The organism is Streptococcus troglodytae, from assembly GCF_002355215.1.
Taxonomy (GTDB): domain Bacteria; phylum Bacillota; class Bacilli; order Lactobacillales; family Streptococcaceae; genus Streptococcus; species Streptococcus troglodytae.
Window position 1 is genome coordinate 1,280,803 of sequence record NZ_AP014612.1, and the last position, 25,796, is coordinate 1,306,598.

18 protein-coding genes and 3 pseudogenes are annotated in these 25,796 nt (G+C 38.4%); all 21 read right to left on the minus strand.

The window, feature by feature from the left end:
• Positions 1-220 precede the first annotated feature (220 nt).
• The 21 genes and pseudogenes from SRT_RS06200 to lspA all read right to left on the minus strand — a co-directional run bounded on the left by SRT_RS06200 (position 221) and on the right by lspA (position 25,791).
• Positions 221-2,077, minus strand: coding sequence for a bifunctional homocysteine S-methyltransferase/methylenetetrahydrofolate reductase (locus SRT_RS06200; protein ID WP_128833436.1), 1,857 nt, complete (start codon positions 2,075-2,077; stop codon positions 221-223).
• 17 nt (positions 2,078-2,094) lie between these two features.
• Positions 2,095-4,331, minus strand: a pseudogene (metE, locus tag SRT_RS06205) (5-methyltetrahydropteroyltriglutamate--homocysteine S-methyltransferase).
• Between the two features lie 334 nt (positions 4,332-4,665).
• On the minus strand, positions 4,666-6,633 hold the full coding sequence (locus SRT_RS06210) for a PTS fructose transporter subunit IIABC (RefSeq protein ID WP_128833437.1): 1,968 nt from the start codon (positions 6,631-6,633) through the stop codon (positions 4,666-4,668).
• Entirely contained in the window at positions 6,630-7,541 is a 912-nt protein-coding gene (pfkB, locus tag SRT_RS06215; RefSeq protein ID WP_128833438.1) for a 1-phosphofructokinase, read from the minus strand. The genes SRT_RS06210 and pfkB overlap by 4 nt, the downstream gene beginning before the upstream one ends.
• Positions 7,538-8,282 (minus strand): annotated as a pseudogene (locus SRT_RS06220) (DeoR/GlpR family DNA-binding transcription regulator). Before SRT_RS06220 ends, pfkB begins: the two are co-directional and overlap by 4 nt.
• 122 nt (positions 8,283-8,404) lie before the next feature.
• A complete protein-coding gene (locus tag SRT_RS06225) occupies positions 8,405-9,418 on the minus strand; it encodes an NAD(P)/FAD-dependent oxidoreductase (RefSeq protein ID WP_128833439.1) in 1,014 nt (337 codons plus the stop codon).
• 83 nt (positions 9,419-9,501) lie between these two features.
• The gene (trmD, locus tag SRT_RS06230; RefSeq protein WP_128833440.1) at positions 9,502-10,230 is read right to left on the minus strand and encodes a tRNA (guanosine(37)-N1)-methyltransferase TrmD; all 729 of its coding nucleotides are present in this window, start codon (positions 10,228-10,230) and stop codon (positions 9,502-9,504) included.
• Positions 10,220-10,737: pseudogene (rimM, locus tag SRT_RS06235) on the minus strand (ribosome maturation factor RimM). Before rimM ends, trmD begins: the two are co-directional and overlap by 11 nt.
• A gap of 84 nt (positions 10,738-10,821) precedes the next feature.
• Complete coding sequence (locus tag SRT_RS06240) at positions 10,822-11,064, minus strand: KH domain-containing protein (protein WP_128833441.1); 243 nt, start codon at positions 11,062-11,064, stop codon at positions 10,822-10,824.
• 10 nt (positions 11,065-11,074) lie between these two features.
• Positions 11,075-11,350 (minus strand): 30S ribosomal protein S16, encoded by a 276-nt coding sequence (gene rpsP / locus SRT_RS06245; protein ID WP_128833442.1) that lies wholly within the window; start codon positions 11,348-11,350, stop codon positions 11,075-11,077.
• 387 nt (positions 11,351-11,737) lie between these two features.
• On the minus strand, positions 11,738-12,982 hold the full coding sequence (locus SRT_RS06250) for an ABC transporter permease (RefSeq protein ID WP_128833443.1): 1,245 nt from the start codon (positions 12,980-12,982) through the stop codon (positions 11,738-11,740).
• A gap of 10 nt (positions 12,983-12,992) precedes the next feature.
• Positions 12,993-13,700, minus strand: a complete 708-nt coding sequence (locus tag SRT_RS06255) for an ABC transporter ATP-binding protein (RefSeq protein WP_128833444.1) — start codon at positions 13,698-13,700, stop codon at positions 12,993-12,995.
• A gap of 5 nt (positions 13,701-13,705) precedes the next feature.
• The gene (locus SRT_RS06260; protein ID WP_128833445.1) at positions 13,706-15,007 is read right to left on the minus strand and encodes an efflux RND transporter periplasmic adaptor subunit; all 1,302 of its coding nucleotides are present in this window, start codon (positions 15,005-15,007) and stop codon (positions 13,706-13,708) included.
• 452 nt (positions 15,008-15,459) lie between these two features.
• A complete protein-coding gene (carB, locus tag SRT_RS06265; RefSeq protein ID WP_128833446.1) occupies positions 15,460-18,639 on the minus strand; it encodes a carbamoyl-phosphate synthase large subunit in 3,180 nt (1,059 codons plus the stop codon).
• Between the two features lie 173 nt (positions 18,640-18,812).
• A complete protein-coding gene (locus SRT_RS06270; RefSeq protein WP_128833447.1) occupies positions 18,813-19,907 on the minus strand; it encodes a carbamoyl phosphate synthase small subunit in 1,095 nt (364 codons plus the stop codon).
• A gap of 128 nt (positions 19,908-20,035) precedes the next feature.
• Positions 20,036-20,962, minus strand: a complete 927-nt coding sequence (locus SRT_RS06275) for an aspartate carbamoyltransferase catalytic subunit (RefSeq protein ID WP_128833448.1) — start codon at positions 20,960-20,962, stop codon at positions 20,036-20,038.
• A 4-nt stretch (positions 20,963-20,966) separates the two neighbouring features.
• On the minus strand, positions 20,967-22,232 hold the full coding sequence (locus SRT_RS06280) for a uracil-xanthine permease family protein (RefSeq protein WP_128833449.1): 1,266 nt from the start codon (positions 22,230-22,232) through the stop codon (positions 20,967-20,969).
• Entirely contained in the window at positions 22,229-22,759 is a 531-nt protein-coding gene (pyrR, locus tag SRT_RS06285; protein ID WP_128833450.1) for a bifunctional pyr operon transcriptional regulator/uracil phosphoribosyltransferase PyrR, read from the minus strand. The genes SRT_RS06280 and pyrR overlap by 4 nt, the downstream gene beginning before the upstream one ends.
• A gap of 914 nt (positions 22,760-23,673) precedes the next feature.
• A complete protein-coding gene (locus SRT_RS06290) occupies positions 23,674-24,246 on the minus strand; it encodes a TVP38/TMEM64 family protein (RefSeq protein ID WP_128834049.1) in 573 nt (190 codons plus the stop codon).
• 203 nt (positions 24,247-24,449) lie between these two features.
• Entirely contained in the window at positions 24,450-25,340 is an 891-nt protein-coding gene (locus SRT_RS06295) for an RluA family pseudouridine synthase (protein WP_128833451.1), read from the minus strand.
• Positions 25,330-25,791, minus strand: coding sequence for a signal peptidase II (gene lspA / locus SRT_RS06300; RefSeq protein WP_128833452.1), 462 nt, complete (start codon positions 25,789-25,791; stop codon positions 25,330-25,332). Before lspA ends, SRT_RS06295 begins: the two co-directional genes overlap by 11 nt.
• Positions 25,792-25,796: the final 5 nt, after the last annotated feature.

Sequence of the window (25,796 nt, forward strand, 5' to 3'; positions counted from 1 at the left end):
TAGTACTAGGCAGATACCAGTTTGATAAACAAACTGCCCCATCAAACAGAAGTTGAGACAAACACGCATGATGACTATAAAAATCACTTTTCCCTCCCTCCTTTTCTTTCATTAAGACGCAGCTTTTAATCAACAAAAAAAGAGAGTGAAGTGAAAAGAACCTCCTGATAAGAACAGTATATAACTTTTTTATACTGTCCATTATAAGTGGTTCTTTTCACTAAGCTCTCTTTTTAGCAGCAGTCGCTGTCCTTGCCTGAATATAATCAATTAATTCCACGGTCAAATCATAACGTAAAAAAGGAGTAATGAGATAAATGCCATTAAAATGAGCCAAAGCTGCGTCTATCAATTTTTTACTTTCAGCTAAAGCCACTTTCTTACAGGTTTCTTTATCATCCTTAACCGCTTCTAATTTTGCCAGAAAAGATTCTGATAAACTAATTCCCGGAACTTCATTATGTAAGAAAACAGCATTATTATAAGAAGTAATCGGCATAATACCAACAAAAAAAGGCTGTTCATAAGGTTTAGTAACTTCACTTAACTCTTGGATGACTGCTTCGCTAAAAACAGGCTGTGTGATAAAATAGTCTGCTCCAGCTGCAATCTTCTTCTCAATTAACCTTCCTGTTCTGCTTAAGTTTTTAACATTAGGATTAAAAGCTGCAGCAACGGTAAAATGGGTCGCTTTTTTAAGACTTGCACCGCTGTAACCATGACCCTGATTGAGTTGCTTAATCAAAGACAGCAATTTGAAACTGGTAGCATCATAAACACTGGTAGCTCCTGGGAAATCTCCAATTTTTGAGGGATCTCCTGTGATGGCAAGAATATGATCAAATCCCAAAAGATCCATGCCCAAAAGGCGTGACTGCAGTCCAATCATATTATGATCGCGACAGGACAAATGAAGCAAGAAAGGTGTTGCAATCTCATCCTTTAGCATTGACGCCATGCTGAGATTACAAATACGTGTTCTAGCAAGAGAATTATCTGCTAAGGTAATCGCCGCAATACCTTTTTCGTCTAAGGCTTTGACACCATCAACAAATTTATCAACGGCCAAGGTTTTAGGAGGATCAATTTCAGCAATAATGGTGATCTCTTTTTTAACTTTATCAACCAGATTTTCTTTTTTCTCCACTTCATAAATCAAGTCTTCTTGACTGATCAAAGGTGTCGTCACTTTACGCTCAATTGGTTTAAGTCCCCGAATACCACGTTTTATAGCTTTGATATGTTCAGGGGTTGTTCCGCAACAGCCGCCAATGAGGCGGACCCCTTCTTCAACAAAAAGTTTAGCACAGTATTCAAAATAATCCGCATTCTGGCTAAAGTGGTAAGGGGTCTCATTATCATCGCTGGAAAAAGATAAAAGACTGGCATTAGGATAAGCTGATAAATAACTCTGCGCAAACAGTGGTACTTGCTTGAAAGATTGGATCATATGATAAGGTCCCAAATGGCAGTTCAAACCAACGATATCGGCTCCCAACATCACCAAGTGACTAAAAGCTTCCACCAAAGGTCGGCCATTTTCCGTAATTCCCGGTTCATGAAGGGCAACATTAGTAATGATCGGCAAGTCTGTTAAAGGCCTCAAAGCCTTTAAAGCAGCCTCAAGTTCTTCTATATCATAGTAAGTTTCTAAGAGCAAACCATCAATTTGCTTAGTTTCCAAAAGAAACCGAGTCTGTTCTACAGTCTGAGAAATAATGTCTTCCAAGGACAGTTCACATTGCTTAAGGCCATGTGAAACCCCTATTGTTCCTAAAACAAAGGTGTTGTCACCAGCTGCCTGACGGGCCAGATGAACAGCTGCCTGATTGATTGTCTTAACTTCTTTATCGTGACCAAAACTTTTTAAACGATGTCTTTTCCCACCATAAGTATTGGTCTGAATGATGTCTGCTCCGGCTGCAATATAAGCTTGATGAATAGCCAAAATTCTCTCAGGATGACTGATATTATAATATTCGTGGCAAGATTCTAAGCCATCAGCATAGAGAAGAGTCCCCATAGCTCCATCAGCCACTAAAATATCTGTCTTTAGTTTCTCCAGCAATCTGGACATGGTCACTCCCCCTTCCTTTAGTTTCCTAACTTTTGACGAACTTCCTTAGTTGCAGCAACTAAAACCTTCAAAGCAGCAATGGTTTCTGGTTCTTGACGCGTTTTTAAACCACAATCAGGATTAACCCAGAATTGTTTTGGCGATAATTGTCGCAAAGGTCTTTCAATATTAGCCACCACTTCTTCTTTAGTTGGTACACGCGGAGAGTGAATATCATAGACACCAAGACCAATACCCAGTGGATAAACAGCTGTTTCGAAGGACTCAATAATATCACCATGGCTGCGGCTGGTTTCAATTGAAATAACATCAGCATCTAAGGCACGAATAGCATCAATAATTTCATCAAATTTAGAATAACACATGTGTGTATGAATCTGTGTTTCATCCTTAACTGAAGAGGTTGCGATGTGAAAGGCATGGACTGCATCATCCAAATAAGCTTTTTGTTTGCTCTTTTGCAGCGGCAAACCTTCGCGCAGAGCCGCTTCATCTACTTGAATAATAGCAATCCCAGCATTTTCCAATAATTTAATTTCATCTTTAATAGCCAAGCCAATTTGATTAAATAACTGATCGCGTGGAATATCTGTCCGTTCAAAAGACCAATTGGTGATGGTAATTGGACCTGTCAGCATACCTTTTACAGGACGATCAGTCAGACTTTGAGCGTAAACTGTTTCTTCAACGGTGATTGGTTCAAGGTGCTGAACATCTCCGTAAATAATTGGAGGCTTCACAGCACGAGAACCATAAGATTGGACCCAGCCAAATTTTGTTGTTGTAAAACCGGCTAATTTCTGTCCAAAGAATTCAACCATGTCAACTCGCTCAAATTCACCATGTACCAAAACATCAAGATCCAAATCTTCCTGAATACGAATCCAGCGTTCAATTTCAGCCTGAATAAATTGTTTATACTCTGCATCACTGATATCACCACGCTTCCAAGCCAGACGTGTCCGTCTGATTTCTCTTGATTGTGGGAAAGAACCAATCGTTGTCGTTGGCAGCAAAGGCAAATGCAGCTTCTCTTGCTGAATATCACGGCGTTTAGCAAAGTCACTAGGACGTTTTGTCGCAACACGACTTAGATCTTCAAGTTTAACGTTTCTAAAATCAGCAGCCTGAAGATCATCAAAATGTGCAATATGTAAATCATAGGCTGGATCCTCTCTGCCATCTAAATGCTCAGCCAATCGTTTGACTTCTGTTAATTTTTCATCTGCAAAAGCTAACCCATTGCGCAAGACAGGATCCAAATCTGTTTCATTCTTAGTTGTTACAGGCACATGCAAGAGTGAACAAGAAGGTTGAACAGTAAGGGCTGCAGATTGTGCCTCAATCGTCTCTAACAATGCTGACGTTTTAACAAAATCAGAACTCCAGATATTACGTCCATCAATAACGCCTGCAAAGATTTCTTTGCCTTTAAAAGCACCTGTCTTAATAGCCTCAAGATTTTCCTCCAAACCATAAACAAAATCAAGACCAAAGGCATCTACTGGAAGTTGAGACAAAACCTGACTATCAATCAAACCTTCAAAATAGGTCTGAAAAATAAATTTAGCATCAGGGACTTCTTTAGCGAAGTAAGCATAAACTGCTTTAGCTGCTTGGAGGTAATCTTTACCTTCATCTGTTACAAAGATAGGTTCATCTACTTGAATATAGCTTGCCCCTGCTTTTACTAATTCCGTAAAAACTTGCTTGTAGAGCGGCAGCAAACTCTTAACAGCAGCTGTAAAATCTTCAACGCCTGTTGACAGAGCCACATAAGTAATAGGACCAGTAATAACAGGCTTAGCCTTATCTCCAACAACTTCTCTAGCTTCCAAATAAAGATCCAATAAACGATTATTATTGAGTTTTGGTCGTTGTCTCGACCATTCGGGAACAATATAGTGATAATTAGTGTTAAACCATTTTTTCATTGAAGAAGCAACATTTTCTTTATTTCCACGAGCAATAGCAAAATATAAGTTGATATCTATTGGCTCTTTAGCAAAGCGTTTAGGAATAATGTTAAACTGCACTGACAAGTCCAAAATATGATCATAAAGTGAAAAATCACCCACTGGAATCAGATCAAGCCCTGCATTCAATTGCTTTTTTAAAAAGTCTAAACGCAGTTCCTTGGCACCAGCAAATAAATCATTCTGGCTGACTTCCCCTGCCCAATAAGCTTCGATTAATTTTTCCATTCACGGTTTTCTCCTAAGCGTGGATAGCCCAAGCTTGAAACTTTTGTCATTTCGTCCTCCTCTTAGCCTTAAGATAAAATCTATATTCATCTTATAACTATAACATCTTTTTTTATTGTAATTAAAATAATACTAGATAATCCCTATTAAATCAATGTTTAAAGGGTTTTTGTGTTTTTATGTATATATATAGTTTTGAACTATATATGTAGTATCTGTTATAGTTTTCATCTATAACAAAAAGAAGCTGAACTATTTTTGAGTACAAGAAAACTCCTCTTATCGTTTTAAGTGACTATTGCCTGTCACTGTCCACTAATAAGAGGAGCGCTTTTTTCTTTTGTTAAGTTATTTTAATATTATGGTTTATTATTTAAAAAAAGATTATCTTACTTTACGAAGACTTCCAAAAAGAATACCAGCAATCACCGCTCCAACAGCAATATAAAGTAGGTAAAGCAAAGGATTGCTTGTCAAAGCAATAACGAAGATACCTCCGTGAGGTGCCATTAGCTTAATACCGCTTAAACCAACTAAGGCACCCGTAACTGCTGAACCAACAATGAAACTTGGAATGGCACGCGCTGGGTCTCCTGCACCAAATGGAATGGCACCTTCAGTGATGAAAGAAAGCCCCATAACAATGTTTGTTAAACCAGCATCATGTTCTTCTTGAGTGAATTTATTTTTAAAAAGAAGGGTCGCAACAAAAACTGCAAGCGGCGGTACCATACCACCAGCCATGACACTGGCCATGACAACTGAACCACCCTTAGTAAGAGCTGCTGCGGTTAAAGTACTTGTTCCAAAAACATAGGCTGCTTTATTAAAAGGTCCCCCCATATCAATCGCCATCATACCACCAACAATAAGTCCTAAGAGAACTGCTGAACCACCAGATAAGTTGCCAAGGAAATTATACAAGGCTGTATTGATAGCTGCCATTGGGATATTGACAAAAAGCATGAGGAAGCCAGTTACCAAAACACCCAGCAAAGGATAGAGAAGGATGGATTTTATACCCTCAAGAGAACGAGGTACAAAGGCAAGGGCTTTCTTGAGGACAAGAATGACACCGCCTGCAAGGAAACCACCTGCAAGAGCACCAAGGAAGCCAGAAGGTATACCAGTTAAACTAGCTTGACTAGCCTTTTCACCAAATTCAAAGAAAGCAACCTTATTGAAAGCGAGACCTGTTGTTGCCATACTGCCAGCTACAAAACCAGCTACCAACCCTGGCTTTTCAGCAATTGAATAAGCAATATAAGCAGCAAAGACTGGAATCATAAAGCCAAAAGCAGCATTACCGACTTGATTGAAAATAGCTGCAATTTCATGGTAATTCCCCAAATGACTAAGAGAAGACTTAGGAACCCCCATAAATTGGTCAATCAGGAATGACAAAGCAATCATGATACCGCCGCCAATAACAAAAGGCAGCATTTGCGAAACCCCGCTCATCAGATGCTTATAAAAAGCACTTCCAAGACCAGTCTTTTCAGTTGCTGATGCTTCACTGCTAAGATCAGAGTTGTCAGCAACATAGGCTTCAGCTTTACCATCAAGAATGATATTAATTAATTCTTCAGGTTTTTTAATTCCCTCAGCGACTGGACGCGAAATCAATGGCTTACCATTAAAACGATCCATTTCAACTGCCTTGTCAGCAGCGATGATAACACCTTTAGCACGCTTAATATCATCAGCGGTCAATTTATTGCCAACACCTGAAGCACCGTTGGTTTCAACCTTGATGCCAACTCCCATTTCAGCGGCTTGCTTCTTAAGCGCTTCTTCTGCCATATAAGTGTGGGCAATCCCAGTTGTACAGGCTGTAACAGCAACAAGAAAATCGTGACTATCAGCTACTGGAGAGACAGGTGTCGCTTCTTTCTTTTCTTCTTCTGTTGCATTAAAAAGATTGATAACATCATCAGGACTAGTTACCTGACGCAGCTTATCAGCAAAACCATCTTTTAAAAGGTATTGTGATAATTCAGCCAAAGCTGCTAAATGTGTGTCATTAGCACCATCAGGAGCCGCAATCATAAAGAAAAGATCAACAGGTGCACCATCAAGAGCTTCGTAATCAACACCTTTATTTGATTTGGCAAAAAGAACCGTTGCTTCCTTTACAGCCTTATTCTTACTGTGAGGCATAGCAATACCATCCCCAAGACCAGTTGACGTTTGAGCTTCACGATTCATGATCCCAGCCTTAAAAGTATCAAAATCAGTAACGATACCTTGTTCGACTAACTTAGAAACCATCTCATCAATAGCAGCTTCTTTAGTTGTTGCTTGCAAGTCAAGCAACATGACATCCTTGTTCAGTAAGTCCTGAATTTTCATAATTTTTCTACCTCTACTTTTTCATATGTTTCTTTTATAAAATCAATACTGGCTAAATCATCTGAAAAAGCGGTTGCTGTACCGCAAGCCACTCCCCATTTGAGAGCTTCAAGAGGATTAGCTGACTTAGCAAATTCACCAGTAAAACCAGCAACCATTGAATCACCAGCACCGACAGAATTTCTAACCTGTCCCTTAATCGGTTTGGCAAAATAAGTCGCATCTGATGTTACTAATAAAGCGCCATCTCCTGCCATTGAAATAATGACGTTTTGTGCACCCTTATCAAGAATTTGGCGGGCATACTTTTCAACATCAGCAATACCGTTTAAGTTTACCTTGAAAATAGCTTCAAGTTCATGATTATTTGGTTTAACCAAAAGCGGTTGATAGTCAAGAGCATCCAATAAAGTTTGCCCTTCAAAATCGCAAACAATTTGCGCTCCTGTTTGTCTCACCAGCGGAATCAAGCGTTCATAAATTTGATTTCCTAAATTGGACGGTGCACTGCCTGCAAAAACAACTGTATCGTCTTGTGAAAGTTGCTGTAAGATATTCTCTAAAGCTAAAACTTGTTCTTTTGTAATGACAGGGCCTGTACCATTAATTTCAGTTTCTTGATCAGCCTTAATTTTGACATTAATTCTGGTATCTTGATTAACATGGACAAAGTTAGTCTTGATTCCTTCAGCAATCAATCCTTCCTCAACAAACCTACCAGTAAAACCGCCAATAAAACCTGTCGCCGTATTATCCTGTCCTAAACGCTTAAGAATACGACTAACATTAATCCCTTTGCCTCCAACAAATTTATCGTCACTATCCATACGATTGACACTGCCGATTTTTACAGTATCAATACGAACGATAAAATCAATAGAAGGATTAAGGGTTACCGTATAAATCATACTTCAATCACCTTCGTCTTTTTTTCTTACTTCCTTTAACAGCCGATTATCGGATTGGTTGGTGATAATGGTCACCGTTTCTAGCCGATCAACTTTAACAAATGATGTTTGCCCCAATTTTGAAGCATCTGCCAAAGCATAAGTTACTTGCGCATTGTCAATAACAGTCTTTTTGATAGCAGCCTCTTCAGTATCAGGCGTTGTTAAAAAATGATGATCAATACCATTCATACCGACAAAAGCTTTATCAAAATTCAGCTGACTCAACTGCATAATGGCCAACTGACCTATGCTCGCATCCGTTGAGTTTTTGACATAACCACCAATAATTATCGTATTGATATTTTTTTCAACTAATTTGGCCGCATGATGAATCGAATTCGTCACTACAGTCAGGCCTTCTGCGTGTAATTGATCCAATAGAAGAGCAGTTGTTGTCCCAGCATCAACAAAAATCACATCACCATTATCAATCAGCTCCGCTGCTCTTGTAACAATAGCTTTTTTAGCTTGAACGTTTTTGATAGATTTTTGAAGATTGGTTTCCTCTTCTTGCAAAGGATGGTTTTTCTCAGCACCACCATGTACACGATGAAGTTTTTTCTCACTTGCTAATTCATCTAAATCTCTGCGAACGGTTGACTCAGATGTATCAAGGGCACCAACAAGAAATTCTAGGGTTACAAAATTCTCTTGCGCTAATTTTTCCATGATAATCTGCTTACGTTCAGATTTTAAAATAAGAGTCACCTCCTTATTGAAATCGTTTACACATGCTATTATATACTCCCCTATAATAACTGTCAAGCAATTTCTACCAAATTCTACCAAAAGTTAACAAAAAAGAAAGGAAAGTCCTTCCTTTACTTTATCAATGATGTAGAATGAACGACACGATTATCACGCTCAGGATAAATGTATTTGATGGCTTGGTTAACTGCTGTTGGTGCCTCTCCAAATCCTGTTGCAATCAAATCAATTTTGCCTTCATATTCTGCAGCATCTCCAATAGCAAAAACACCTGTCTGACTGGTTTCAAAAAGAGGAGATACATTAATGCTTGAACGCTTATAATCAATATTCCAATTTTTGAGGTTTTTGTTGGAGGTTGAAAATCCAAAACTAACAATAAGCGAATCAAGTGACAACTCTTTGGTTTCTTCTGACTTGACCTTTTGAATCACAAGACTGGTTGCTTCGTCACCTTCTCCTTTTAATTCAAGCGGAACATAAGGTGTCATGATATTAACATGAGAAGCTTTCAAAACTTCTACACTATGTTCATGAGCGCGAAAGGCATCACGACGGTGTACCAATGTGACACTTTCAGCAATCTTATCCAGAGCATTAGCCCAGTCAACAGCAGAGTCGCCGCCACCACAAATAACAACCTTTTTACCAGCAAATTGGTCTAGTTTGTGAACATTGTAAAAGAGATTATGGTCTGCATAACGTTCCTCATCATCCAAGCCCAATCGACGCGGCGCAAAGGCACCATTTCCACAAGCAATAATAATGGCTTTCGAAAAATGATTCCCTTTATTTGTTGTAATTGTAAAAATAGCATTCTCTTTTTCAAATGTTTTAACTTCTTCTTTTAAACAAATAGTTGTTTTGTCTCTAAAACGCTCTAATTGTTTAATCAGATTATCTACCAAATCTGCCCCAGTAATAGCGGGAAAGGCTGGAATATCATAAAGCACCTTTTCTGGATATAAAATGGCTGGTTGGCCACCAAGCTCAGATAAACTTTCAATCACTTTTACAGAAATACCACGCAAACCAGCATAAAAAGCTGTAAAAAGACCAACTGGTCCGCCACCGATAACGGTTATATCATAAACCTCTTTTTCAGATGTCAATTTTTCTTCCTCCATAAACAAATTAGTACCATTATAGCACAATTAAAAGCAAGCAGACAAAAAAGATCAGGAAACAAGCTAGCACGTACGCAGCAAGATTAGCTTGTTCCCTCGCCTTCACTCTTTATTTTTTCCAAAAGTTGCTTTTCTTCCTGAGTAAACTGATAATACTCTAGCAGATCAGGCCTACGTTCCCATGTCTTACGTAAGCTTTGCTCTAGACGCCATAAGCGAATATTTTCATGATGGCCAGACAGGAGAACATCGGGGACTTGCATCCCCCTGTATTCATAAGGACGTGTATACTGAGGATATTCTAAGAGACCTGATGAAAAACTATCATCTTGATGACTCGCTTCTTTACCGATAACTTCTGGAATCAGCCTGACTGTCGCATCAATAATTGTCATAGCAGCCAATTCGCCGCCTGTTAAAATAAAATCCCCTAAAGAAATCTCATCAGTCACTAAAGTTTTAATACGCTCATCATATCCTTCATAGTGACCGCAGATAAAAATAAGTTCACCTTCTTGAGCCAGATCTTCTGCATAAGACTGATTAAATTGCTGGCCTGCTGGATCTAAAAGTATGACACGCGGTTTTTTAGCAGCAATTTTATCAAAAGTATCAAAAATAGGCTGAGCGCGCAAAAGCATCCCTTGACCCCCACCGTAAGGTTCATCATCTACATGGCGAGCCTTCTCTGCATTTTCACGAAAATTGTGATAGTTAATTTCTAAAAGCCCCTTTGTCTGTGCCTTACCAACAATCGAATGTTCCAAAGGAGCAAACATCTCTGAAAAGAGGGTCAAAATATCAATTTTCATCGTCCAATCCTTCTAAAATAGTCACATCAATACGCCCATTTGGTACATCAACCTTTAAAATAACCGAAGGAATGTAAGGCAAAAGCAGATCTTTTTTCCTTTGCGTTTAACAACCCAAACATCATTGGCACCGGGTTGTAAAATTTCCTTGACCTGTCCAATCAAGGTATCATTCTCATAAACATCAAGTCCAATGATTTCATGATAATAGAATTCGCCATCTTCCAAATCCGTCAAATCATCTTCAGCAACTTTGAGGGTGAAATCACGATATTTTTCAACATCATTGATATGATAGAGTCCCTTAAATTTGACAATATCAAAATTTTTATGTTTTCTGTGGCTGGCAATCTCAACAGTCATAGCAAAGTGATCCTTTTTATCAAAAAGAGCCAGCTGACTTCCTTTTTTAAAGCGTTCGTCTGCAAAATCAGTCACAGATAAGACACGAACTTCCCCTTGAAGTCCCTGCGTATTGACAATCTTTCCAACATTAAAATACTTCATGTCTTCTCCAATAAAAATTACTGCTTTTATTTTACCATCTTGTCTCACAATTCACAATTCTATAGAAAAAAGCAGCAACTGCTGTTACCGCTTTTCATCAATCACAAGTCTCACTTTTTTACCTTGAGTTGGAACCGAATAGACAATCGATCTTATCGCTGTGATGGTGCGACCTTTCTTACCGATAATTCGGCCAATATCACTAGAATCTAAATCAAGATGATACTCCAAAAACTCAGGTGTATCTTCAATTTTAATGGTAAAATTATCTGGTTGTGAAATTAAGGGTTTCACAATAGCGATAATCAGATTTTCAATGGTATCCATAGGCAAGACTTTACTTCTTTGAATATTTAGCTTCGTGGAATTTTTGCATAATTCCAGCTTTTGAAAGGATATTACGAACAGTATCTGATGGTTGAGCACCATTGCCTAACCACTCAAGAATACGCTCTTCTTTGAGAGTCACTTGATTCTCAGTTACAAGCGGATTGTATGTTCCAACTGTTTCGATGAAACGACCATCACGCGGTGCACGTGAGTCTGCAACGTTAATGCGATAGAAAGGTTTCTTTTTAGAACCCATACGAGTCAAACGGATTTTTACTGCCATTTTTTAATAAGTCTCTTTTCTGTTTTTTTATTTGAACATAGCCAAACTATGAACTACTCCTCTATTGTAACATAAAAAATCAGCCTGTCAAGTTTTTTTCTTGACAGTTAAAATAAGCTAAATTCTAACTATTACCATGTTTTCAGCACCTAACAAAAGCATTTAGACGGCTCGCTATATATTAAACTACAAACTTTGTCCTTTCAAATTTTAGTAACTCTAAGAAAAAGGGAAGCTTTTTTGTTCCTATGAGCTGACATAGTTAACAGTGCCTCAAAAAATAACGTCTAGACTGAAAAAACAATCTAAACGCCATTTTGAAGCTATATGTAACATGCAAGAATGAAGAGCCCAATCTGCAAATTCTCAATGACTCCCTATTCTTTTTTACTCATATCTTAAGGCATCAATTGGATCCAACTTACTTGCCTTATTGGCTGGCAGAAGTCCAAAGACTATACCAACAAAAGCAGAGAAAGCAATACTAATGAAAACAACCTGCAGAGAAATTGCTGGAACAATATGCTGAGCTTTTAAAGCTGGAGTAATGGCTGTTACTCCCATATAGGCAATTCCAAGACCAATTAGTCCTCCCAAAATGGTTAAAACAATGGATTCAATCAAAAATTGATTCAAAATTTTAATACGAGTAGCACCTAAGGCTTTGCGCAATCCAATTTCGCGCGTACGCTCAGTAACAGATACCAGCATAATATTCATAACACCTATACCACCAACTAGAAGGGAGATACCTGCAATAATACCAAAGGCAACAGTGTACATGGAAGCCAACTGATTAGCTCGCTTCACGATATTATTCATATTGTAGTTTTCATATACCCCATCTTTAGCTCCAGACATCTTGGTGAGAGCCGCACCTGTTTCCTTACCAATTTTATTGGCCTGACTAACATCATCAATATGGAAATAAATTTGATCATTTTCTTTCACACCAAATTCGCTGGCAACTTGAGTATTAGTCATAATAGCATTTCCACCCGAAGTCGTTCCATAAGTAGCTGTCCCAGCATCAGGATCTTCATAAACACCGACAACCAGATAACTCTTATTAGATAAAGTAATCACCTTATTGAGAGCCATTTCATTATCTCCAAAGAGCTTTTTTGCTAGATTGGTGTCTAACATAATAATACGGCCAAATTTATCATAGTCGTTACTAGTAAAAGAGCGGCCTGCTCTTATTTTAAATTTCTTGATGGATAAATAAGTCCTGTTAATTCCTGTTATATCAACATTTTTGGAGCTCTTTTTCCTATAAGAAACGGTTGCTGTTTTACTATTCGTAATATAATAACCCGACACTCCTTTAGTATCTTGAGCGATTTTTTCTACCCAAGCTTCTTGAATATCCGGAGCTTTAGCACCGCTATCAGAGGTATCAACTTGATAATAAGAGTTCTTTTCAGCTTCTTTTTCAGCCTTCGTTTTATAATAAACGTTTAAGTTTTTTTGCTCTTTATTGACTTGAGCACTAATCCCTTTTTTAAGACCTTGTCCTAGAGCCATAATCATGACAACCGAAGCCACTCCAATGATAATCCCCAGCATTGTCAGAAAAGAACGCATTTTATGGCTGAGAATAGAAGAAAGAGCAAATTTCCAATTTTCCATAAAATCCCTCCTATTCTATTTCAGCTGTTTGCTGACTGTCTTCTGTAATCTCACCATCACGGATGACAATTTTTCTTTTAGCATAGTCAGCAATCTCAGGTTCATGCGTTACCATAATAATCGTTTTGCCTTCATTATTGAGTTCGGTCAGTAAATCCATGATTTGTTTACCGGTCTTAGTATCAAGAGCACCTGTTGGTTCATCAGCAAGAATAATGGTTGGATTATTGACCAAAGCACGGGCAATAGCGACTCTTTGCTTTTGTCCGCCTGATAGCTCTGAAGGCAAATGCTTCATCCGTTCAGCTAGTTCTACCTTATCTAAAAACTCTTTGGCTGTTTTTTTGCGCTGAGAAGGACTGACACCTGCATAAATGAGCGGCAATTCCACATTTTGCAGCGCATCTAATTTAGAAAGAAGGAAAAATTGCTGGAAAACAAAACCAATTTCCTGATTGCGAACACGCGCTAATTTACTTTCACTTAGGTTTTCAACGGCTTGTTGAGACAGATGGTAAGTTCCTGAACTAGGGCGATCTAAAAGGCCAATAATATTCATTAAAGTTGACTTTCCCGAACCAGACGGTCCCATAATAGCCAGAAAATCTCCTTCATTAACTGTTAAATCAATCCCTTTGAGGACCTGCAGTTCTTGATTGCCATTATGATAACTTTTTGTTATCCCTTCAAGATGAATGAGTTCTTTCTTATCACTCACTGCACTCACCTCTTTTCACTAGCCTTACTAGAAGGTTTGTCAATCTTCTGGCCGTCTTTTAAATTCTTATCTGGATTAGAAATAATGGTTTGTCCTTTATCAAGACCAGATGAAATTTCCTGTGATTTAGCATCAGCATTTCCAACAGCAACCTCTTTTTTCAAAACTTTAGAATTCGTTTTATCATAAACCCAGACATAGTTTTTATTGTCTTTTGTAACCAGTGCTGAATTAGGAATCACCAAGCTCTTATTGGCATTGGTCACCTCTACAGATACCGTAAAACCTTGTTTCAAGTCTCCTATATCACTTGTCAAATCAACTCTATAGTCATAAGCAGCGGAATTTGAAGAAGAGCCGCTTCCAGATGAATCAGCTGCCTGAGACTGACTGCCTTGATCTTGGTTGGGATAATTTGAAATGTAAGAAATCTTTCCTGTCCACTCCTTCTTATCATAAACCTTAGATTTAATTTTGACTTCTTGGCCTACTTTGATATTAGCCAAATCATATTCAGTTAAGGTACCTTGGATTTGCAATTTACCTTCACTGGTAACATGAACGAGAGCTTTGCTGGTTTTACCAGATGGGTCAACATCATTATTAACTTCAGCAACTGTTCCTGTCACCTCACTGTTAACCGAAGTATCATCTAGAGCTTTTTGAGCCTTGTTAACGTCATCTTGTGCATTAGCTTGCGCATCATACAAATCTTGCAGCTGCTGATCTGATGATGCAGAGTTTACTGGGGTAATAGCAGCGGCACTTGCACTTCCTAGCGAATTCGTATTATTCATATTATAGCCACCATTAGAGGAATTGCTATTTCCACTGCCAGAATTACTGCTAGAATTTCCTGCGTTGGATCCGCTGTCATAAGAACTATCTTGTGATGGCAGCGTACCATAAGTTTTATAATTTGTAATCTGACGGTTAACCTTATCTAGATTCCTGACTGCTTGATCATAAGCTGCTTGCGCAGTACTATTATCATACTGAACCAATTGTTGACCAGCAGTAACTTGATCTCCTGCAGACACCATAACCTTAGGATTGGTTCCTTTGTTACTATCATAATAGACATACTGTTCCGATTCAGACTTAACAGTTCCTGACAGTAAAGTTGAAGAGGCAATCGTTCCTTCTTTGACTTTAACTGTTTGATAACCAACATTATTTGATGTTGTTTGGCTTGTTTGCTGCAATCTAGCCCAAATAAGGCCTAATACTATCAAAACAGCTGCAAAACTACCGCCAATAATCCACCCCTTCTTCTTTCTGGTCATTTTCTCTTTTCTTTTTGGCATAACTTCTCCCTCCTATTTTTCTCTTTATCATACCTCAAAGTAAAGTCAAAAGCCTTACATTTTTAAAATTAAAACTTACAAAATTGTAAGTTTTAATTTTAAAAATAAAGAGCAATACCTATTGTCTTAAGGCTATAATACAAATATACAGCCTTTTCGTTTTTTGTCAAGTTTTTCATATCAATCAAAAAAAACAAGCCTGAAATAAAAAGCATTTCCAGACTTGTTGTGAGATATAGATATTGCTAAGTAAAGTTGGTCAATGGGTTTCTTCTGCCAGCTTTTTATCCCACTCTTTATTTGAGATAAAAAAGCAGCAAAGTTCAGATCATTTCAAGTTCATTATAATGGAGAGAGCTGGGTAATCTTAAGCAATATATGACGATGCTACTCCAGCTTTAAATTAGAGAATAAAGCATAATGACTGCTTTCTTAACCCTTGTTCACTCTTCTTATATCGCCTGTGTAATGAAACCTCGGCTTTCAAGAACCTTTACCATGGCATCTGCTGTGTCAAGCGCAGTAAAAAGCGGTACACCATGTTCAATAGCAGAGCTGCGAATAGCCGCACCATCTTCATCAAAGGTACGTTTGTTGCCAACTGTATTAATAATAGCCTGCACTTTACCAGATCGAACATAGGCAGGAATGTCATTGTCATCATCTTCACCCAATTTATTAACAAGGACTGCTTCTAAATTGTTTTCTGCAAAGAATTTAGCGGTACCTTCCGTGGCTAAAATACTGTAACCAATATTTGAGAAGCGACGTGCTAACGCTAATGCTTCTTCTTTAGTCTCATCAGCAATGGTAAAAATGACATTACCAAAAGCAGGAAGGTGGAAATAAGATGCTTCAAAAGCTTTATAAAGCGCTTTTTCAAGAGTTGAATCAGTTCCCATGACTTCGCCTGTAGATTTCATCTCAGGTCCTAAAAGACTGTCAACCTTAGCTAACTTGGTGAAGGAAAAGACAGGAGCCTTAACATGGACATTTTGACTTTCTGGATAAAGGCCATCCTTATAGCCAAGTTCAGTCAGACTGCTTCCTAAAATCAATTTAGTAGCAATTTGTGCCATTGGTATATCTGTCACTTTAGATAAAAACGGTACTGTACGACTGGCACGCGGATTAACTTCAATAACATAAACGGTTTCATCTTTGATGACAAACTGAATATTCATCATCCCGATACAATTAAGTCCAATAGCCAAGCGTTTTGTATAATCTGCAATGGTTGCTTGAACTTCTTTTGAAAGAGTTTGCGGTGGATAGACAGCCATAGAATCTCCTGAGTGGACACCCGCACGCTCAATATGTTCCATAATGCCGGGAATAAGAACGTCCTTACCGTCCGAAATGGCATCTACCTCACATTCACTGCCGACTAAATAAGAATCAACCAAGACAGGATGATCTGGACTGGCCTTTACAGCTGTTCGCATGTAAGAGCGTAAATCGTTTTCATTTTCAACAATTTCCATAGCACGTCCTCCAAGAACATAAGACGGGCGAACAAGCACTGGAAAACCAATTTTACGAGCCGATGCGACCGCTTCTTCTTCATTTGTTGCTGTTTGTCCCGGCGGCTGAGGAATATTTAAATCTTTTAAAGCCTGCTCGAAAAGATCACGGTCTTCTGCACGGTCAAGATCAGCTACTTGCGTACCCAGAATTGTCACACCAGCATGCGACAATGGTTCTGCCAAGTTGATAGCTGTTTGTCCGCCAAACTGAACAATGACACCTTTAGGTTGCTCTAACTCAATTACATTCATAACATCTTCAAAAGTTAGCGGTTCAAAATAAAGTTTATCAGAAACTGAAAAATCTGTTGAAACGGTCTCAGGATTGGAATTCATGATAATAGCTTCATAACCTGCGTTTTGAATGGCTTTGACAGAATGAACTGTCGCATAGTCAAACTCAACTCCCTGTCCGATACGAATCGGACCTGAACCCAAAACAATAACGGATTCTTTTCCTGATTTGATGGACTCATTTTCCCATTCGTAAGTCGAGTAGAAATAAGGTGTTGCAGATTCAAATTCAGCCGCACAAGTATCAACCATCTTATAAACCGGAATTATCTTGTTATCCAGACGAAGCTTGCGAACATCATTTACCGTCATTTGCCAGATATCAGCAATTTTTTGATCAGCAAAACCATTGCGTTTAGCTTCCTTGAGAATAGCAGTATCACCAACCTTGGCTGCTAGTTCTGTCTCAATTTCAAAGATATGCAAGAGCTTATCAAGAAAGAAAAGATCAATTTTTGTTAAATCTGACAATTCCTCAATGGAATATCCGCGACGAATGGCTTCAGAAAGATAGAAAAGGCGGTCATCTTGAGCCTTAACAATTTTGGCCACCAAAGCGTCGTCACTAACATTGGCAAGCTCTAGCATCTCATTATGGTAAACACCGATTTCAAGGGAACGGCAAGCTTTGAGAAGACTTTCTTCAATATTATGCCCAATAGCCATGACTTCACCAGTTGCTTTCATCTGTGTTCCAAGACGACGCTCCCCATGTTCAAATTTATCAAATGGAAAACGTGGAATCTTAGCCACGACATAGTCCAAAGCTGGTTCAAACATGGCATAAGTTGTCCCTGTAACTGGATTAATCATCTCATCCAGAGTTAAACCAACAGCAATTTTGGCGGCTAATTTAGCAATAGGGTACCCTGTCGCCTTAGAAGCTAGAGCTGATGAACGTGAGACACGTGGATTAACCTCAATGACATAGTATTTAAAGCTATGCGGATCCAGAGCCAGCTGCACATTACAACCACCTTCAATCTTAAGGGCACGAATAATTTTTAAGCTAGCATCACGCAGCATTTGATTTTCGATATCTGAAAGTGTCTGCGTTGGTGCAAAAACGATAGAATCCCCTGTATGAATACCAACTGGATCAAAATTTTCCATGTTACAGACAACCAGAGCATTATCTGCACTGTCTCTCATCACTTCATATTCGATTTCCTTAAAGCCAGCAATAGAACGCTCAATTAGACATTGCGTTACAGGTGACAATTTGAGACCATTTTCGGCAATTTCACGAAGTTCTTTCTCATCTGCACACATACCGCCGCCTGTGCCGCCAAGCGTAAATGCTGGACGAACAATGACTGGATAGCCAATCTTAGCAGCAAATGCGACAGCTTCGTCAACGCTATTAACAATATCAGATTCTGGAATGGGCTGTTCTAAATCTTCCATCAATTGCTTGAAAAGATCGCGATCTTCGGCCTGATCAATAGCAGACAGCTTGGTTCCTAAAAGTTCAATCCCCAACTCATTAAGAACTCCAGCTCTTGATAATTCCATGGCCATATTAAGACCTGTCTGTCCACCAAGAGTTGGCAGTATTGCATCGGGACGTTCTTTTCTTAAAATTCGAGTTACAAATTCGATGGTGATAGGTTCAATATAGACCTTATCTGCAATTTCTTTATCTGTCATGATTGTCGCTGGGTTTGAATTGACCAGAACGACACTATAGCCTTCTTCTTTTAAAGCAAGACAGGCTTGGGTTCCTGCATAATCAAATTCAGCAGCCTGTCCAATGATAATGGGACCAGAACCAATTACCATAATTTTTTTAATATCAGTACGTTTAGGCATTTATAAGATATTAAGGGCGTTAAGCGGACATAGCAAAAATAGGAAACCAGCCGACGACGCTCGCGTCTAGAATGTGTTTATCTTTTTTGCAAAGTCCGCAGCCCGTATTCAGTTAAGCAAATACGAGAACTTGCCCTTCTCCTTTCTTTCATTCATCGTCTCTCTGGACAACATTAAATATTACTTGCTAGCTTTTCCAATTGAAAAGCATCAATTAATTCTAAAAATTCATCAAAGAGATAAGAAGCGTCATGTGGTCCCGGTGCAGCATCTGGATGATACTGAACAGAAAAAGCCGGATAGTGTCGATGACGTACGCCTTCAATTGATTTATCATTGATTTCTTCGTGCGTAATAATAAGCTCCTCTGGCAAATCATCACGCGAAACAGCATAACCATGATTTTGACTGGTAAAATCAATACGTCCTGTTGCAATTTCACGCACCGCATGATTAAAACCACGATGACCAAATTTCATCTTGTAAGTACGGGCACCATTTGCCAAACTAAAAAGTTGATGCCCCATACAAATACCAAAAATTGGAATTTTACCTTGTACACCGCGAATCATCTCTAAAGCTTCCGGAACATCTTTTGGATTTCCCGGTCCATTTGACAGCATGATACCATCTGGATTTAAATTTAAAATCTCTTGAGCTGTTGTATTGTAAGGAACAACCGTCACATTACAATTACGTTTTGAAAATTCACGTAAGATAGAATGTTTCAGTCCGAAATCAACCAAAACAATATTTTTCCCAATACCTGGAGCTGGATAAGCGGTTTTAGTTGATACCTGTTCAATATTATTTGTTGGAAGAACAGTCGCACGTAATTGATCTTGTAGATGCTCAATAGAATCACCCTCATTGGCCAGAGTCGCCTTCATTGTTCCATGATGACGAATAATTTTGGTCAGTGCTCGTGTATCAATCCCAGAAATACCTGGAATATTTTTTGATTTCAAAAATTCATCCAAGGTCATCTGCTTGCGCCAGTTATTCGCCCGACGTGCATTTTCTGATACGACCACACCTTTACAAGTGGGTTTAATACTTTCATAATCATCACGATTAATTCCATAGTTGCCAACGAGTGGATAGGTAAATGTCAAAATCTGACCATTGTAAGACTGATCAGTGATAGATTCCTGATAACCTGTCATACCAGTATTAAAGACAATCTCACCGGTTACATCAAGGTCTGCTCCAAAAGCCTGTCCCTCAAAAATTGTTCCATCTTCTAATATTAAAAGTCTTTTTCCCATAATTTTACCTTTCAGTAAGATATAAAGCATTTTCACTCGCTAAACAAGGTTTGTAACCAATTGCTCTTTAAGGAAAATCCTTTTTTGAATGAAGCTACTAGTTTTGTCATTAAACAATGATTATGAAATTAGGTTTTGCCTCTTAAGATTGCCTCAAGAATGGCCATTCTAACAAAAACACCGTTTTGCATTTGAGCAACAATCCGTGATTTAGGAGCTTCAACCAAACTATCAGCAATCTCCACATCACGATTGACAGGAGCTGGATGCATGATAATAGCAGAGCTTTTTAATTGCTTGTAGCGTTCTTCAGTTAAACCATAATGCTGATGATAAGCTTCCTTAGAAAAACTTTCTTTCCCATCGTGTCGTTCATGTTGCACCCGTAAAAGCATCATAACATCTATCTGATCAATAATATCATCAATAGCAACATATTTACCATAAACATCAAATTCTGAAGCATACCATTCTTTGGGACCTGCAAAATAAATTTGGGCTCCCAAGCGCTTCAGAATCTGCATATTGGATTTGGCTACCCGAGAATGGGTAATATCTCCCGCAATAGCAATCTGAAGATTCTCAAAGGAAGCAAATTCATCGTAAATAGTCATTAAATCCAGCAAACACTGACTAGGATGCTGACCAGAACCATCACCACCATTAACAATTGATGTTTGAATGGTACGACTATCAATTAATTCTTTATAATAATCATCCTGTGAATGTCGCACAACACAAATATCAACCCCTAAGGCACTCATCGTTAGAATCGTATCATAAAGTGTTTCTCCTTTATTGACTGAACTGGTTTTGGCATCAAATTCAATGACATCCAGTCCTAATTTTTTCTCTGCAACCTCAAAAGATTTATGTGTCCGTGTTGATGATTCAAAGAATAAGTTTGCTGCAAAATATTGCCTATCCAATGAAAAAGTCACTTTCTTTTCTTTGAAGGCTAGCCCTCTTTTAATTAAACCAAGCACTTCTTCATTGGACAAGATTTCCATACTAACCAAATGCTTTAGTGATACGACACCATCTGTAACTACCATATTATCAGTCCTTTTCTGGGAGAATTTGATAAAGAATTATACCAAGTAAGGTTGAAAAAGCGACACCTGTAATCTGTAAACCCTGAATCTGTAATGTCAAACCACCAATACCAGAAACTAAGATGATACTAGCAATCAGCAGATTTTTCTTATTATCAAAGTCTGTCTTGTCCTCAATGAGAATTTTCAGACCGCTAGAAGCAATCACACCAAAGAGAGCAATTGATATACCGCCAATAACTGGAGTCGGAATGGACTGTAACAAAGCCGATATTTTACCAATAAAACTCATCAAGACAGCAAGCAGAGCTGCACCAGCAATAACATAAACAGAGAAAATTTTATTAAGGGCCATGACACCAATATTTTCACCATAAGACGTTACAGGAGGTGCTCCCAAAATACCAGCTACAACCTGAGCTAACCCATCACCAGTCAAAGTTTTATCAAGTCCTGGTTCCTTGAAAAAGTCACGCCCGGTTAAACTATTGAGTACCATGATATGACCAAAGTGTTCTGTCATAGTTACAAAAGCAATCGGTGCCATGGTTAAAATAGCTGATGGATAAAGCTTAAAACCATCATTCAAAATAGGAAGATGAATAGTAGGAATTTGTATCCAAGAAGCTTTAAAGACACCTGTAAAATGAACAATTTCTTGACCTGTTAAAAGCCCAATAAGAAGGGCAAATAAATAACCAAAAATCAGACCAAAGAGAATCGGCATTAAACCAAACATCCCCTTGCCATAAACATTAAATAAGACGACAGCAAACAGCGTTATCAAACCGATAAACACATAAGTCAGATGATAATGACCATCTTTGGTCATGACATCACTAACGGCACTGCTTGCCAGACTAAGACCAATCACCATAACAATGGGGCCGACTACCACTGGCGGCAATATTCTATTAATCCAAGAATTGCCAATCCATTTAATCACCAAAGCAACAATGAAGTAAACCAAACCACCAGTAATGGCTCCTTGAGCTACTGCTGCAATACCATCTGTCTTCATTAACGTTTGCATAGCACCAATATAGGCAAAACTAGATCCCATATAAGCAGGAATTTTATACTTGGTTACACTCAAATGAACAAGTGTTCCTAGACCACATGACAAGAGAGCAACAGCTGGGTCAATGCCAACTAAGATTGGAACTAAAACAGTCGAACCAAACATGGCAAAAAGGTGTTGAAAAGATAAGCCCAACAACATACCAAAACGAGGCCGTTCTTGAACATCAAGCTTCAATTCTTGACTCATAGACTATCCTCTTTAGCAAGTAATAAAACATTGTCCTTATCATCAATTTCTACCATATTAACAACAATTTCTTCTGAACTGCTGGTTGGAATATTTTTGCCAACATAATCCGCACGAATAGGCAATTCACGGTGACCTCTATCAACCAAAACTGCTAAACTGACACGAGCTGGACGACCAAGGCTGACAACATTATCAATAGCAGCACGAATGGTACGACCAGTATAAAGAACATCATCTACCAAAATCACATCACGGTTGGTAATATCTACAGGCATCTCAGTTGTATTTTCTTCGACCTTGACATCATCTCGGAAAGATTTGGTATCAAGTTCTCCAAGTGGAATATCTAAACCTTCAATTTGCTTGAAACGTTCCTGAATACGACGAGCAATGAAGACACCACGTGTCTTAATACCAGCCAGAACAATATTATCAAGATTCTTATTTCTCTCAATAATCTCATAAGTCATACGTGTGATGGCACGCTTCATGGTGACACCGTCAACAATTTCTTTCGTTTTCATAGAATGCCTTTCTGTAAATGTAAAGAATAAGAAAAAATCCCCTCATACAAGGAGATTTCACAAAATATAAGTACAGTTTCTCGGCACTTTTTTCTTTGTTACTCCTTGCCTGCCTCACGGGACAGTGTTAAAGGAATATTCATTTTTATTATTATAACATACTGCCTATATTTTTCAAGAGCCGACCATTTTTTCCACGCCGTACGCATGAAGAAAATGCATGTGAGAATGTAGAAAAAGTCTTCTTTTGAGACTTTCCTTAGGTGATACGGACGGTAGCGATGAGGAAACTTTCGTTTCCTTATGTCCCAACCTAAACCAAGATACAAAGGGCGTTAAGCGGATAAAGGCAAAATAGGGAGTACGACGCGGAATTATTAAGATTCTAGGAGGACTCATCTTTTTGCCACAATCCGCGGCCCGTGTTCAGTTAAATCAAGATACAAAGGGCGTTAAGCGGATAAAGGCAAAATAGGGAGTACGACGCGGAATCATTAAGATTCTAGGAGGACTCATCTTTTTGCCACAATCCGCAGCCCGTGTTCAGTTAAACCAAGATACAAAGGGCGTTAAGCGGACAAGAGCAAAATAGGAAACTAGCCGACGACGCTTGCGTCTAGGGTATGTTTATCTTTTTGCTGCCGTCCGCAGCCCGTGTTCAATTAAGATTTGATCCCAAGGTCTCCAATCTTCCGAGTTCCTGAAACATTAAAGTTTCAGGAACTTTTATCACAGCGGAAAATCTCGTTTGATGATCGCTTTGCTCACCAATAAAAAGAAATAATCACGAAATCTGCAGAGCTTAAAAATTTTTTATGTTGAAAAATAAGTTTGTCTTCAGTCTGAATGCATGTAACTGTTTTCTAGCTATGTGCATTTTTTCTAGATTTAAAAACATACTCTAAAGTAAATAATTATCCAATACCAAATAATTTAGACAGGACAGTCGTCAAGCCCAAACTATAGGCAAGAATTGAAGCTGGTTTGCCAAGCAAAATAATTAAAGTAAATTGTCTATAGGTCATACTGGTTGTTCCTGCTAAATAACAAAGCAAGTCATCCGGGGCAATTGGCAAAAAGATAGCCCAAGCAAAATATTTAGCAAATTTACTGTCAGAATTTGTCCAATGTTCATAACTAGCCAGTGCCTTGGGGCTAAAAAATGTCTCCAAAGCTGGACGGCCAAACCGTCTGGCAATATGAAATCCCAAAACAGAACCGATACAAATACCAATATAATTCCAGATAAAGCCCAAAAAAGGTCCAAAAATAACAACACCTGCCAAAGTTGAAACACCGCCCGGTAAAATTGGAATAGCTACTTGAATAATCTGCAATAACACAAAAATCAGAGGACTCCAATTACCATAACGATGCATAACAGCCCGCAATTTTTTGACATCTGTCAAGTAACCTTTTTGATAAAGGTAGACAGTTAAAAGAATAGTCGCTAAGATTACCAGCCAAGTAATAATGCGCAAAAACATGCGGACATATTTCAATTTTCTTTCTGTCTTCAAAAGATTTGAATTCTTCATAAATTTATTGTAGCAAAAACTAAGAAAATATACTGAAATAAATTGTAAAATCAAAAAAGCTTAGAAAAAATTACCAGCACAGTTATAAGAATCTGCGGATCATTTCATAAATTGCTAAATATCAAAAGCCAAACAGCCTATTAATCTAACACTTATAAATGATGCAAATGGTCTAATGTCTCCTGAAAAATAGCTGGTATTTCAGTAGTAAATTGCATCAATTCACCGGTTTTAGGATGCGTAAATCCTAAGGTTTTAGCATGTAAAAACTGGCCTTGGCCCTTCAATGTTTTCTTGGGAGCATAGAGAGGATCTCCAGCAACTGGGTGACCAATATAGGCCATATGAACCCGAATTTGATGCGTCCTGCCTGTTTCTAACGTGAGCTCCACCAAACTATACTGGCCAAAACGTTCTAAAACTTTAAAATGTGTCACCGCAGGTTTTCCTTTGGCAGTCACTGTCTGTTTCTTACGGTCCTTCTCACTACGGCCAATCGGTGCCTCAATAACACCACGGTCATTTGGCAAGTTGCCATGTACAAGGGCTATATACTGACGCAGTGACTTTTTTTCTTTCAGTTCCTTCGCCAAAGCCTGATGTGCTTGATCATTTTTAGCAATCATCAGTAGGCCTGAAGTATCTTTATCAATCCGATGGACAATACCTGGTCTGATGACACCATTTATGGATGAGAGATCTTTTATATGAAAAAGCAGAGCATTGACCAAAGTTCCTGAAGGATGTCCTACCGAGGGATGAACAACCATTCCTTGTGGTTTATTTACAACAGCAACATCCTCATCTTCATAGACAATTTCAAGGGGAATATTCTGAGCCTCACAGTCTAAGACTTCTTCTTGAGAACGTTCATAATGAATGATATCTCCCTCTTTAACAGCATATTTTGCTTTTTGCTTTTTGCCATTCACTAAAACAAGACCAGCTTTAATTTGCTCACTCGCCTGAGAACGGGACAAATCTGTCAAATCAGCCAAGGCCTTATCTAAACGCACTCCTGCTTCTTTTATTTCAATTTCCATTTTTTTCTTCTTTCCATAAGGCAATGATTAAGAGTGCCACACCAATACTTAAATAAGAATCTGCTACATTAAAGATGGCAAAATCAACAAAGTCAAGATGAATCATATCAACCACATAGCCTAAACGCAGACGGTCAATGAAATTTCCTAAACCACCAGAAATAATTAACAGTAAACTTACCAATAACCAAAAATTATCGGACTGAATCCGTTTAATTAAATAATACAGAGCTGCCCCTAAAACAAGAAGAGTTGTCACCGTAAACAGCCACTGCTGATTCTCTAAAATAGAGAAAGCTGCTCCTGTATTTCGCAAATAAGTTAGGCTGACAAGATTAGGAATAAAGTCAACGATTGCTCCTAAGTGAATATATTTGACAACAAGAAACTTACTTAGTTGATCTAAGGCAACCAAAAACAGTGCTGTTACAGCTAATACTATTTTTCGCATAAAAT